The 12,465-nt window shown below is 63.8% G+C and carries 15 protein-coding genes; 10 read left to right on the top strand and 5 right to left on the bottom strand.

Features of this window, described 5'->3' with window-relative positions:
- Window positions 1-6: 6 nt before the first annotated feature.
- Window positions 7-150, top strand: a complete 144-nt coding sequence (locus tag AQ611_RS26255; RefSeq protein ID WP_231935900.1) for a hypothetical protein — start codon at window positions 7-9, stop codon at window positions 148-150.
- 39 nt (window positions 151-189) lie between these two features.
- Here AQ611_RS26255 and apaG read toward each other — a convergent pair whose 3' ends face one another.
- Entirely contained in the window at window positions 190-564 is a 375-nt protein-coding gene (gene apaG, locus AQ611_RS03590; RefSeq protein ID WP_059520702.1) for a Co2+/Mg2+ efflux protein ApaG, read from the bottom strand.
- Here apaG and AQ611_RS26590 point away from each other — a divergent pair.
- The 4 genes from AQ611_RS26590 to trpE all read left to right on the top strand — a co-directional run bounded on the left by AQ611_RS26590 (window position 490) and on the right by trpE (window position 4,012).
- Window positions 490-693 (top strand): hypothetical protein, encoded by a 204-nt coding sequence (locus AQ611_RS26590; protein ID WP_083237217.1) that lies wholly within the window; start codon window positions 490-492, stop codon window positions 691-693. The two genes, apaG and AQ611_RS26590, sit on opposite strands and share 75 nt — an antisense overlap.
- Window positions 694-745: 52 nt before the next feature.
- Window positions 746-1,432 (top strand): ribulose-phosphate 3-epimerase, encoded by a 687-nt coding sequence (gene rpe, locus AQ611_RS03585; RefSeq protein ID WP_069233735.1) that lies wholly within the window; start codon window positions 746-748, stop codon window positions 1,430-1,432.
- 11 nt (window positions 1,433-1,443) lie between these two features.
- Complete coding sequence (locus AQ611_RS03580; protein WP_374755095.1) at window positions 1,444-2,154, top strand: phosphoglycolate phosphatase; 711 nt, start codon at window positions 1,444-1,446, stop codon at window positions 2,152-2,154.
- 364 nt (window positions 2,155-2,518) lie between these two features.
- The gene (trpE, locus tag AQ611_RS03575) at window positions 2,519-4,012 is read left to right on the top strand and encodes an anthranilate synthase component I (RefSeq protein WP_069233734.1); all 1,494 of its coding nucleotides are present in this window, start codon (window positions 2,519-2,521) and stop codon (window positions 4,010-4,012) included.
- A gap of 20 nt (window positions 4,013-4,032) precedes the next feature.
- On the opposite strand, the gene AQ611_RS03570 is transcribed toward trpE, so the two are convergent.
- Genes AQ611_RS03570 through AQ611_RS03560 form a run of 3 tightly spaced genes read right to left on the bottom strand, consistent with a single transcriptional unit; the run spans window position 4,033 to window position 6,931 of the window.
- Window positions 4,033-4,851: a class I SAM-dependent methyltransferase gene (locus AQ611_RS03570; protein ID WP_069233733.1), complete on the bottom strand. Its 819-nt coding sequence runs from the start codon at window positions 4,849-4,851 to the stop codon at window positions 4,033-4,035.
- Entirely contained in the window at window positions 4,848-6,014 is a 1,167-nt protein-coding gene (locus tag AQ611_RS03565) for a cysteine desulfurase family protein (protein WP_059520681.1), read from the bottom strand. Before AQ611_RS03565 ends, AQ611_RS03570 begins: the two co-directional genes overlap by 4 nt.
- Window positions 6,011-6,931 (bottom strand): LPD16 domain-containing protein, encoded by a 921-nt coding sequence (locus AQ611_RS03560; RefSeq protein WP_069233732.1) that lies wholly within the window; start codon window positions 6,929-6,931, stop codon window positions 6,011-6,013. The genes AQ611_RS03565 and AQ611_RS03560 overlap by 4 nt, the downstream gene beginning before the upstream one ends.
- Before the next feature lie 437 nt (window positions 6,932-7,368).
- Here AQ611_RS03560 and AQ611_RS03555 point away from each other — a divergent pair, with 437 nt between their 5' ends.
- The 5 genes from AQ611_RS03555 to AQ611_RS03535 all read left to right on the top strand — a co-directional run bounded on the left by AQ611_RS03555 (window position 7,369) and on the right by AQ611_RS03535 (window position 11,398).
- Window positions 7,369-7,959, top strand: coding sequence for an aminodeoxychorismate/anthranilate synthase component II (locus AQ611_RS03555; RefSeq protein ID WP_059520679.1), 591 nt, complete (start codon window positions 7,369-7,371; stop codon window positions 7,957-7,959).
- 18 nt (window positions 7,960-7,977) lie between these two features.
- Window positions 7,978-9,009 carry an anthranilate phosphoribosyltransferase gene (gene trpD / locus AQ611_RS03550; protein ID WP_059520678.1) on the top strand — a complete coding sequence of 344 codons (1,032 nt, stop codon included), beginning with the start codon at window positions 7,978-7,980 and terminating at the stop codon, window positions 9,007-9,009.
- 70 nt (window positions 9,010-9,079) lie between these two features.
- Window positions 9,080-9,865, top strand: coding sequence for an indole-3-glycerol phosphate synthase TrpC (gene trpC / locus AQ611_RS03545; protein ID WP_069233731.1), 786 nt, complete (start codon window positions 9,080-9,082; stop codon window positions 9,863-9,865).
- Window positions 9,866-9,883: 18 nt separating this feature from the next.
- Complete coding sequence (locus AQ611_RS03540; RefSeq protein WP_069233730.1) at window positions 9,884-10,525, top strand: CYTH domain-containing protein; 642 nt, start codon at window positions 9,884-9,886, stop codon at window positions 10,523-10,525.
- Window positions 10,526-10,582: 57 nt separating this feature from the next.
- The gene (locus AQ611_RS03535; protein WP_059520675.1) at window positions 10,583-11,398 is read left to right on the top strand and encodes a uracil-DNA glycosylase; all 816 of its coding nucleotides are present in this window, start codon (window positions 10,583-10,585) and stop codon (window positions 11,396-11,398) included.
- A gap of 249 nt (window positions 11,399-11,647) precedes the next feature.
- Here the strand turns inward: AQ611_RS03535 and AQ611_RS03530 are convergent, their stop codons facing one another.
- On the bottom strand, window positions 11,648-12,244 hold the full coding sequence (locus AQ611_RS03530) for an FMN-dependent NADH-azoreductase (protein WP_059520674.1): 597 nt from the start codon (window positions 12,242-12,244) through the stop codon (window positions 11,648-11,650).
- Window positions 12,245-12,465 lie beyond the last annotated feature (221 nt).

Here is a 12,465-nt window from a genome sequence, read left to right as displayed (position 1 = left end):
ACTGCCATGTCCGATCTGCTCGACCAATACCCAATGCTCATCTTCGCGCTGGAATCTTTGCTGGCGCTCGCGCTACTCGTCTTCATCGTCGTCTGGACGACCTCGGGTAAAAAGAAATCATCCAGCCGGCCCGACAAGCCCCAGCGCTGAACGCGCCCCTGCCCGACATTCATCCCGCCGCGGCACGCTTCAATGCAGCGTCCGCGGCATATGCAGCGCAAATTCTTCGACAGGCGCCTCGAAACGCTCTCCATCCTCCGCGACACAAAAGTACGCGCCGCGCATCGTGCCCACCGGCGTCGCGATCACGGCCCAACTCGTATACTCGAACTGCTCGCCCGGCTGCAAAAGCGGCTGATGGCCGACTACGCCGAGCCCCTTGACCTCCTGTACGCCGTTCTCGCTGTCCGTAATGATCCAGTGCCGCGCAATCAGCTGTGCGGCGACCTGCCCGGTATTGCGTATCGTCAGCGTGTACGCGAATGCGTATTGACGGCGCTCGGGGTCGGATTGTTCCGGCAGATAGCACGTCTTCACCGACACGCTGAATTGGTACTGGCTCATGATGGTCTCGTCAGGATCGCCGCCCGCGTGCCACGCGGGCTTACGCGCGCGCGGCCGTCGCCGCATTGGTCGGCATTCTGCTTGATGAGGCTCTGGCCCGCAACCGGGCGGCACGCGCATGGGCGGTAAAATGGCGTCTTTCGTCGCCTCGCGACGCTCCCCACGCACGCTCCTGAAAGCCATGACGCAATTTCGCATCGCCCCCAGCATCCTGTCGGCCGACTTCGCACGGCTCGGCGAAGAAGTCCGCAACGTGATCGCCGCCGGCGCCGACTGGATCCATTTCGACGTGATGGACAACCATTATGTGCCGAACCTGACGATCGGCCCGCTCGTTTGCGAGGCGATCCGGCCGCACGTGCAGGCGCCGATCGACGTGCATCTGATGGTTCGGCCGGTCGACCGGATCGTGCCGGATTTCGCGAAGGCGGGCGCAAACGTGATCAGTTTCCATCCCGAGGCGTCGGACCATATCGACCGCACGCTCGGCCTGATCCGAGACCACGGCTGCAAGGCGGGCCTCGTGTTCAACCCGGCGACGCCGCTCAATTACCTCGATCACGTGATGGATCGCGTGGATCTCGTGCTGATCATGTCGGTGAACCCCGGCTTCGGCGGCCAATCGTTCATTCCGCACGCGCTCGAGAAGCTGCGCGAGGCGCGCGCGCGGATCGACGCATATACCGAGCGCACCGGCCGCGAGATTCATCTCGAGATCGACGGCGGCGTGAAGGTGGACAACATCGCCGAGATTGCCGCGGCGGGCGCGGACACGTTCGTCGCAGGCTCGGCGATCTTCGGCAAGCCTGACTATCGGCAGGTTATCGGCGAGATGCGCGACGCGCTCGCCGCCGTCAAGCGCGCGTGACGGCGATGGCGATGCTCCCTCGCCTTGCCGCGCGGCGGATCGACGCGGCGTTGATCGATCTCGACGGCACGATGATCGACACTGCCGACGATTTCACGGCGAGCTTGAACGCGATGCTCGCCCGCCTCGGTGCGCGGGCGGCAACGCGCGACGAAGTGATGCACTACGTCGGCAAAGGCTCTGAGAACCTGATCCAGCGCGTCCTGGCACCGCGCTTTGCGCAGCCCGACGCGCAAGCGCGCTTCGCCGACGCGCTTGCGCTCTATCAGGACGAGTACGCGAAGATCAACGGCCGCCACACGCGGCTTTATCCGGATGTCGCCGCCGGCTTGCAAGCGATGCGCGATGCGGGCCTGAAACTCGCGTGCGTGACAAACAAGCCGCACCGCTTCGCGGTCGATCTGCTCGCGCAATATCGGCTGGACGGCTATTTTTCAGCGGTGTTCGGCGGCGACAGCCTGCCGCGCAAAAAGCCCGACCCGGCACCGATGCTCGCTGCGTGCGAGGCGCTCGGCGTCGCGCCGCATGCGGCGGTCGCGATCGGCGACTCGGAAAACGACGCGCTCGCCGGCCGCGCGGCCGGCATGGCGACGCTGACCGTGCCGTATGGCTACAACCACGGCAAAGCTATACAAATGATCGAATCGGATGGTATAGTCGATTCACTTCTGGCCGCCGCGCAAGCAATTGCCGCACACAATTCGGCCAGTTCAGCCGTCTGATCATTTTTCTTCCATCCGCATGTTTCTGAACAAAAAACGGAGTCTGAGCAGCATCGACCGGGGAGCCTGGCCCTGGCGTCGCTGGTCGCGCCAACCTCGATGAGGTACGCTGAAGCTCGTCTTCAGCCCCGTTTTTTGTTTCGCTGCGCACCAAGCGCCCCGATCGCCGTCCAACCCGCTGGCTCACCGCATCCGAACGCATGCCGTTCGTGCGTGGGCCGATGCGCGGCGTGCGATCGCCGGGCCCTCATCCATCGGTTCGTCCTCCGCTCGTCGACGATCCCGAGAGACAGTGCCCGGGCCACGCGCAGCCCTACCCGATTCCCGGCGCGCCGCGCCGATCGTCCCGACGAAGGACCGGAACATGACTGAACTCGAATTTCAATCGCTCGCCAACGCCGGCTACAACCGCATTCCGCTGATCGCCGAAGCGCTCGCCGACCTTGAAACGCCGTTATCGCTATACCTGAAGCTCGCGCAACCCGAACGCGGCGGCGCGAACTCGTTCCTGCTGGAATCCGTCGTCGGCGGCGAGCGCTTCGGACGCTATTCGTTCATCGGTCTGCCCGCACGCACGCGGTTGCGCGTGAAAAACGGCGTATCGGAAGTCGTGGCGGACGGGCAAGTCGTCGAGACGAACGACGGCGATCCGTTCGCATTCATCGCGGCCTTCCAAAGCCGCTTCAAGGTTGCGCAGCGCGCCGGCTTGCCACGCTTTTGCGGCGGCCTTGCAGGCTATTTCGGCTACGACGCGGTGCGCTATATCGAAAAGAAGCTCGCGCACACCGCACCGCACGACGATCTCGGCCTGCCCGACATTCAGTTGCTGCTGACCGAGGAAGTCGCCGTCATCGACAACCTCGCGGGCAAGCTCTACCTGATCGTCTATGCCGACCCGGCAACGCCCGAGGCGTATACGAAGGCAAAGCACCGGCTGCGCGAGCTGAAGCAGCGGTTGCGAGCGAGCGTCGAGCCGCCCGTCACGTCGGCGAGCGTGCGCACCGAAATCTACCGCGAGTTCAAGAAGGACGACTATCTCGCTGCAGTCCGGCGCGCGAAGGAATACATCGCGGAAGGCGAACTGATGCAGATCCAGGTGGGCCAGCGCCTGTCGAAGCCGTACCGCGACAATCCGTTGTCGCTGTACCGCGCGCTGCGCTCGCTGAATCCGTCGCCGTACATGTATTACTACAACTTCGGCGATTGTCACGTGGTCGGCGCGTCGCCGGAAATTCTCGTGCGCCAGGAAAAGCGCGGCGACGACGAAATCGTCACGATCCGTCCGCTCGCGGGCACGCGCGCCCGAGGCAACACGCCCGAGCGCGACGCCGAACTCGCGACCGAGTTGCTGAACGATCCGAAGGAAATCGCCGAGCACGTGATGCTGATCGATCTGGCGCGCAACGACATCGGCCGGATCGCGCAAATCGGTTCGGTCGCCGTCACCGACAAGATGGTGATCGAAAAGTATTCACATGTGCAGCACATCGTCAGTTCGGTCGAAGGCAAGCTCAAACCCGGCATGACGAACTTCGACGTGCTGCGCGCGACATTCCCGGCCGGCACGCTGTCCGGCGCGCCGAAGGTGCGCGCGATGGAATTGATCGACCAGCTCGAGCCAGTGAAGCGCGGCCTTTATGGCGGCGCGGTCGGCTATCTGTCGTTCTCGGGCGAGATGGATCTCGCGATTGCGATCCGCACCGGCCTCATCCACAACGGCAATCTATACGTGCAGGCGGCGGCGGGCGTCGTCGCGGACTCGGTGCCCGAATCCGAATGGCAGGAAACCGAGAACAAGGCGCGCGCGGTGCTGCGCGCGGCCGAGCAAGTGCAAGACGGCCTCGATTCCGATTTCTGACCGGAGATTGACCACCCGGCTCACAAGCGGTGTCCGATAAAGGCAGCGCGGGAAAGCCTGCCTTCGACCGACACCCGCCGGGTGGTCGCCAGGAAACGCTGCATGCATTCGAATGCCTCCTCGCCTTCCATCGCGACAAGTTGCGCGCGCCGCTTCTCACGCGCGGCATGCCAGCGTTCGCTAAGCTTCACCACATTTGCCGTGAGATCGACTTGGCGCTCCAGTTTCAGCCCCGCTTCGGCGATCTGGCATTCATTCAAACCGACGGGCGTATACAGAAAATAACCTGGCGTACCACGCTCCACGACCTCGTCCTTGCTGACGATACCCGTGACCAACGTGGGATCGGTATAGACGAACCGTCCGCCGGGTTTCAGCAGCCGCCGCCATTCGTTCAGCAGCGCCTGCCGATCGCGCAGATGAACGACCGAATCGATGCACAGCAACGCATCGAAGCTGCCATCCGGAAACGGCAGCGGCTGACGCACGTCGCAGTCGACGAACCGGCTGCGATCTTGCAGCCCCTGCTCCCACGCAAGCCGTCGCGCAGTTTGCAGGCCGTCTGGCTGAATATCGACACCCGTGACCCGGCATCCGCTCTGCTTGGCAAGGAATAGCGCCGGCCCGCCCGAGCCGCTGCAAACGTCGAGCAGATGGGAATCGGCGCACAGGCCCAGCCACTGCCCAAACGCCCGAAAGTCATCGGCGGTCGACCAGTCGTTCTGCCCCAGATCCTCCCCGTAAGTTTCCAAGCGTACCTCCTCGATTGCCTGGACCGTGAAACCGCCAAATGCGCGTTCGTAGAAACCGGCGTGAAGATGAATAGGCTCGTGGGTCATCTGCGGGGCTCCTGGCGAAGAGAATTGATCTTGTGGACAAGATGGCCGATCGCCGTATCCAGCGTGGCCTCGTCGAGATCATGCGCGAAGCAGAACCGAGCGGATGCGTTGGCCTGCTCGCCGCTCAGGCCGATCGCGGTAAGCACGTGCGAAGGCAGCAGTTCCGCGGAATTGCAGGCCGAGCCCGACGAAATAGCGACCTGATGCATCCCGGATACCAGCGCCTCCGATGCAACGCCTTCGAAACGAACGTTCACGACATAGGGCGAGCTGCACGAGAGATCGGTGTTCAACACGGCATCCGGTACGCGTTGAAACAGACGCTCGATGAAATAGTTCCGCAATGTCACGACTCGCGCATGACGCTGGGCGAGCGAGGACTGCGCCATTTCGCACGCGAGACCGAACCCGGCAATGAGCGGAGTCGGCAGTGTCCCGCTACGCAGACGGCTCTGGCCGCCGCCGTAAATAAATGGCCGCAGCTTGGGAGCCACGCGTGTATCGACAAAAAGTGCGCCGATGCCTTTGGGCCCCTGTATCTTGTGAGCGGAAATCGACAGCATGCCGATACCGGTTTCCTTGACATTCAGCCCAATCTTTCCCGCCGACTGAACCGCGTCTATATGCAGCCATGCTCCCGAACGGCGAGTGATCGCCGCGATTTCGTCCACGGGCTGAATCGTGCCGAGTTCCGAGTTCACGTGACCGATGCTGACAATGCGCGTGTCGGCCGACAGCCGCGCCTCGACCTCCGCCGGTTGCACGCGTCCGCTTGACGTGACCCGCAGGGTGTCGACTGCGAGCCCCCGGCGCCTCAGTTCCCGGCCGACGGACAACACGGATTTGTGATCGATCGGGCACAGCAGCGCGCCCGAAGGCGCGCGTTCGTCATGCTCGAAGCTGGAGAACAGCGCGATGTTGTTTGCCTCCGTCGCCCCCGACGTGAAGACGATCTCGTCAGCGCGCGCGCCGATCAGCAACGCGACTTGCCGCGCCGCGGTCTCGACTGCATGTTGCGCGCGCCGGCCCATCGCATGGGCGGATGCGGGATTGCCGAACTCCCGCTCCATGTAAAACCGCACGATGTCGACCACTTCCGGCGAACATCGCGACGTGGCGCAGTGATCGAGATAGATCGCGTCACGGGAACTGTTGACGTTCACGACATCGCTCCCCGCTCGGATGTAATGACCTCGACGTTGACAAGCTTCGAGAAGATCTCGTCCGGCTGCATCTCGCCGCTGCCGCCCGGGTCCGCGATGATGACCTTCATGCCGGTCAGCCCATATAGGGACAGCGCGACCGATACCCCCGTTTTGACGGGCTGAAAGCACTCGCCGGGCGCAAACATCAGGAGCAAACGGTGCCCGCTCGCGTAAATCTCCGAGATCATCTCGGTGATCTCTCCGGCGCATCCGGTTACGCCACAGGTAATGAGCGGTTTATAGTCGCCGTTCTCGTCGATGAGAGAAATTTCGGTCCCCGCATCGGGGCCGTCGTCGAGCACGCGACGATCGAGGCGCCCCGCCTTGACCAGTTTGTCGGCGCTTTTCTGGAAGCGGTATTTGAGCCAGGTTTCCGGAAAAGCGATCGGGTGCTTGCGGCTGGCAAGCACGTTGTCCTCGGAAAATTTCCCGCTGCGCTCGAGAACCGCACGATACGACGCCGGGAGCCTGTCGAACTGCTCATAAAAAACACGCCGCAGCTCGGACGCGGAGCCGCTGGAAGTCGAAACGTATTGCCAATCATTGATGAGCAGCAGGAATCGGATCGAGTCAAAGCGCTGCTTGAACGCTTGCGCAATACGAACGCCAAGTTCCCATGTATAGCCGGGAAATATGCCCACCCGCCGCGCAATCCTTTCGCGCATGGGCGATTCGTTTTCTTCGATTACGCCGGGTACGAGGCATCCTCGGGACTCGTCGAGGAAAAGCATGAAGTGCCCGGCCATGATAATGAGTTCCCGATTCGACGCAGCCGATATTTCCGCCTGAAGCACGCCGAGCAGTTCCGCTTCGGATTGCACGAGGCAATGGTGATGGGCGTAGCTGAGCAGTTGGGGCTTGTCGGGAGGAGGCATAGCAGTTTTGCCGATATCCTTATGACTATATTGATAAAGTAGTCTTGTCTACCCCCCAACAGGTACCTATCAAGGTTGATAGGGTGCCCGCGTTTCCGGTAGCGACGCCGCACGCTCGGGCATTGCGCATTTCGACGAGCGAGGACCGGCACCGCCTGCCGGAGGATGCAAACCATTGCCCCCAATTCACCGCCAGAACACGCGCGCCACCGGTCCTTTTGTGCTGTTAGAATGCCGTTCATGCGACACAGCGCTCGATTCCCCTCCGTACTCCTCTTTTTTGGTTGGCGTTAAGCCTGCCAAGTTCTTTGCACGGCCCCGCAGCGGGCGGCCCCATTTCCAATCTGGCGAATTGGGGCGAATTCGGGGCAGGCATCCGTTGAACGCCCTGAATCCCAATCAAAAAATCGAGCCTTTTCAAGGAATTAGGAGGAATCATGCTGCTCATGATCGACAACTACGATTCATTCACCTACAACCTGGTCCAGTACTTCGGCGAACTCGGCGAAGACGTGCGCACCTATCGCAACGACGAAATCACGACGGCCGAAATCGCGGCGCTCGCACCGGCCGCGATCTGCCTGTCGCCCGGCCCGAGCAACCCGCAGCACGCGGGTATCACGCTCGACGTGCTGCGCGAATTCGCCGGCAAGACGCCGATCCTCGGCGTGTGCCTCGGCCATCAGGCGATCGGCGAGGCGTTCGGCGGGCGCGTCGTGCGCGCGAAAACCATCATGCACGGCAAGGTCAGCCGGATCGAAACCGACGGGCGAGGCGTGTTCGCCGATCTACCGAAGCATTTCGACGTGACGCGCTACCACTCGCTCGCGATCGAGCGCGAATCGTTGCCCGATTGCCTCGAAATCTCCGCATGGACCGACGACGGCGAAATCATGGGCGTGCGGCACAAGACGCTGCCGATCGAGGGCGTGCAATTCCATCCGGAATCGATTCTGTCCGAGCACGGGCACGCGTTGCTCAAGAATTTCCTGAAGGAAACGCGGCAGGCGGCCGCTTATCCGGCATAACGACGGCGGCCCGACTCCATGACCATCACCCCTCAGGAAGCGCTGCAGCGCACGATCGAGCACCGCGAGATCTTCCACGACGAGATGCTGCACCTGATGCGGCTCATCATGCGCGGCGACATGTCGCCCGTGATGGCGGCCGCGATCATCACCGGTCTGCGCGTGAAGAAGGAGACGATCGGCGAGATCGCCGCCGCCGCGACCGTGATGCGCGAGTTCGCGCACCATGTCGAGGTGCCTGACAACGCGCATTTCGTCGACATCGTCGGCACCGGCGGCGACGGCTCGCATACGTTCAACATCTCGACCGCGACGATGTTCGTCGCGGCGGCCGCCGGCGCGAAGGTCGCGAAGCACGGCAATCGCGGCGTGTCGAGCAAATCCGGCAGCGCCGACGTGCTGGAGGCGCTCGGCGTCAACATCGATCTGCCGCCCGAGCAGGTGGCCGCATCGATCGCCGAGACGGGCATGGGCTTCATGTTCGCGCCGAACCATCATCCGGCGATGAAGAACATCGCGCCCGTGCGCCGCGAACTCGGCGTGCGCACGATCTTCAACATCCTCGGGCCGCTCACCAATCCGGCCGGCGCGCCCAACCAGTTGATGGGCGTGTTCCATCCGGATCTCGTCGGCATCCAGGTGCGCGTGATGCAGCGGCTTGGCGCTTCGCACGTGCTCGTCGTCTACGGCAAGGACGGAATGGACGAGGTGTCGCTCGGCGCGGCGACGCTCGTCGGCGAACTCGTCGACGGCGACGTGCGAGAATACGAAATCCATCCGGAAGACTTCGGCCTGCAAATGGTGTCGAACCGCACGCTGAAGGTGGAAAACGCCGACGAATCGCGCGTGATGCTGCTCGGCGCGCTGGACAACAAACCGGGCGTCGCGCGCGAGATCGTCACGTTGAACGCGGGCACCGCGCTTTACGCGGCGAACGTCGCCACCTCGATTGCGCACGGCATCGAGCTTGCGCGCGAAGCCATCGCAAGCGGGCGCGCCCGCGCGAAGGTCGACGAGCTGGTGCGCTTCACGCAGCAGTTCAAGCGCTGAACGCCGAGCACCGGGCGCGCGCCGGCGGGCATCGCCCCGGCCGAACCGATTCAACTCAGCAGGAATACCGATGAGCGATATCCTCGACAAAATCATCGCGGTAAAACGCGAAGAAATCGCCGCCGCGCAGAAAAACGCGCCGCTCGAAGCGCTGAAGCAGCAAGCGTCGTCGCGCGATGCGCGCGACTTTGTCGGCGCGCTGCTCAAGCGGCATGCGGCGGGTGATGCGGCCGTCATCGCCGAGGTGAAGAAGGCGAGCCCGTCGAAAGGCGTGCTGCGCGAGCATTTCGTGCCCGCCGACATCGCCCGCTCGTATGAGCGGCACGGCGCCGCGTGCCTGTCGGTGTTGACCGACGAGCAGTTTTTCCAGGGCGGCGCGCGCTACCTCGAACAAGCGCGCGCCGCGTGCAGCCTGCCCGTGCTGCGCAAGGACTTCATCGTCGACGCCTACCAGGTGCTCGAAGCCCGTGCGATGGGCGCGGATGCGATCCTGCTGATCGCGGCCGCGCTCGACACGCCACTAATGCAGGATCTCGAAGCGTATGCGCATTCGCTCGGCTTGGCGGTGCTCGTCGAAGTGCACAATCGCGACGAGCTGCGAGAAGCGCTCACGCTGAAGACGCCGCTCGTGGGCATCAACAACCGCAATCTGCGCACGTTCGAAACGACGATCGACACGACGATCGGGATGCTCGACGCGATCCCGGACGATCGGATCGTCGTGACCGAATCGGGCATTCTGTCGCGCGCGGACGTCGAGCGCATGGAAGCGGCGGGCGTGCATACGTTCCTCGTCGGCGAGGCGTTCATGCGCGCCGACGATCCGGGCGCGGCGCTCGCGCAGATGTTTTTCTGACCCGCGGCGTATTCGACGATGGCGATCGAACAGGAAATCAAACTCGCGCTGCCCGCCGCGCAGGCCGACGCGGCGCGGCGCCTGCTCGATGCGCGCGCCGGCGCGCCCGGCCGTGACATCGCGCTCGCGAACGTCTATTTCGACACGCCGTCGCTCGCGCTCGCACGCGCGAAAAGCGCGCTGCGGCTTAGACGCGCGCCGCAAGGCTGGTTGCAGACATTCAAGACGGCCGGCACCGCCGAAGGCGGGCTGCATCGCCGGCACGAATGGGAAATACCGGTTGCGGGCGAGGCGCTCGACATCGACGCGCTGATCAGCGCCTGTGACGTCGCCGCGGCCGCCGACGCGCTGCGCGCCGCCGCGCCCGAACTCATCGCGCTCTTTCGCACCGATTTCTCGCGCACGCTCTGGCAAATCCCACACGCGGGCGCAACGATCGAAGCCGCGCTCGATCGCGGCGAAATCGTCGCACAAATCGGCAGCGACATGCGGCGCGAGCCGATCTGCGAGATCGAACTCGAACTCGTCGACGGCGACGCCTCGGCGCTCGTCGCGCTGGCTGACGAGCTGAGCGCCAAGTTGCCGGGCATCGCGCCGGACAACCTGAGCAAGGCGCAGCGCGGTTACCGGTTGCGCGGCGGCACGCCACATGCCGGCTGACCCGCCCGCTGCCCCCGCCTTCTCATGACTCAGCCCAAGCCGCCATCATCCCGCCCGATGCAACAGACTTCGCTGTTCGACGATCCGTCGCCCGAATCGCCCGCTTCGCCGTCCACTTCGTGCGCCGCGCCCACAACGGCAAACGCCGCCGCCGTGCCGTCTCTCGCCGCACAATTCGACGCGCTGCCGCCCGACTGGCGCGCGCTCGTCGAACCATTCATCGCAAGCCGCGCGTATGAACCGCTTTGCCGCTTCGTCGACGGCGAGCGCGCGGCGGGCAAACCGGTTTATCCGACCGACGTGTTTCGCGCGCTGCGGCTCACGCGCCCGGACGACGTGAAAGTCGTGATCCTCGGCCAGGACCCGTATCACGGCGAAGATCACGGCACGCCGCAAGCGCACGGGCTTGCATTTTCGGTGCCGCCCGGCGTGAAGCCGCCGCCGTCGCTGCGCAACATCTTCAAGGAAATCTCGTCCGACTTCGGCTATGCGATTCCCCGTCACGGCTGTCTCGATTCATGGGCGCGGCAAGGCGTGCTGCTGCTCAATACGGTGCTGACCGTCGAGCGTTCGCGCGCCGCCAGCCATGCGAAGCGCGGCTGGGAACCCTGCACCGATACGCTGATCCGCGAGCTTGCGAAGCGTGATCGGCATCTCGTTTTCATGCTGTGGGGCGCGCACGCGCAGGCCAAGCGCGCGCTCTTCGATGCGAGCGAGCATTGTGTACTCGAAGCCCCGCACCCGTCGCCGCTGTCCGCGCATCGCGGGTTTCTCGGCTGCCGGCATTTCGCGCTCGCGAACGCGTACCTGGAGCAACACGGCCGCACGCCGATCGACTGGCGGCTGCCGGACGACGCTCAAACGCTCGCGTAACTTCCAGCCAGCCGCGCGCAGCTGTGCAGACTGCGTCGGGCTCGGCGGCAGTCTGGCGCTCCAACGCGCAAACCGCGGCAAATCAAGCCGCTGCCCGGCATACGAAAAAGCTGTCACGGCGCTAGCCGGCCTCGTCTTCGCACCCCGCTTGCGCCGATGAAATACAAACGCCGCTCCCTTTTTACGGGCAAGCGGCGTTTTTGCATCGAAACGGATCGTGAAACGGACGCGTCGCGTCCGCGTGCGGCATCACGCGGCGGCAATCGCCTCACGCGCCGTGGCCAAGCCCGCGCTCTGCGCATCCGGGCCCATGTTCAAGCCTTCCGCGAAGATAAATTGCACATCGGTCATGCCGAGGAAGCCGAGGAAGGTCTTCAGGTAAGGCGTTTGGGAATCGTTCGGCGTGCCGGCATATTTGCCGCCGCGCGCGGATACCACATACACCTTCTTGCCGGTGACCAGGCCTTCGGGCCCGTTCGCGGTGTAGCGGAACGTCACCCCCGCGCGCGCGATCCAGTCGAAGTAGGTCTTCAGTTGCGACGAGATACCGAAGTTGTACAACGGCGCGCCGATCACGATCACGTCGGCGGCTTGCAGTTCGGCGACCAGCGCATCGCTCTTCGCGACGATCGCGTTCTGCTCCGCACTGCGCTTGTCGGCCGGCGTGAAGAATGCACCGAGCACGGCGTCGTCGAGGTGCGGCAGCGGATCGGCTTGCAGGTTGCGCAGCGTCACTTGCGCGCCAGGATTCGATTGTTGCAGCTTTGCCGTCAGCTCATCGGCCAGCAGCGTCGATTGCGCGCCTTGCGAGCGTGCAGCGGAATTGATTTGCAGAATGGTCGTCATGTCGAACTCCGATGAATTAGCGCACAAGCGGCGCGAGTGACGCCATTGTGCGTGGCCCCTTTGCATCGAAAAAGCTGAATTCCGGCGACGCATTGTTGCGGTAGAGGAACAATCGAGCGACTTAAATTTTTTTATCAATCGCGCCGCAAGTGCTTCCTCCTCCCGGTCCAACGGCGCCGCCCCTTCCTCTTCGAGCCGGCAGCTTCTACCCGGAACCCTTG

Source organism: Burkholderia singularis (assembly GCF_001718875.1).
Lineage (GTDB): Bacteria > Pseudomonadota > Gammaproteobacteria > Burkholderiales > Burkholderiaceae > Burkholderia > Burkholderia singularis.
The sequence above is the reverse complement of the archived record's forward strand: the minus strand, read 5'-3'. Positions and strand labels throughout refer to the sequence as shown.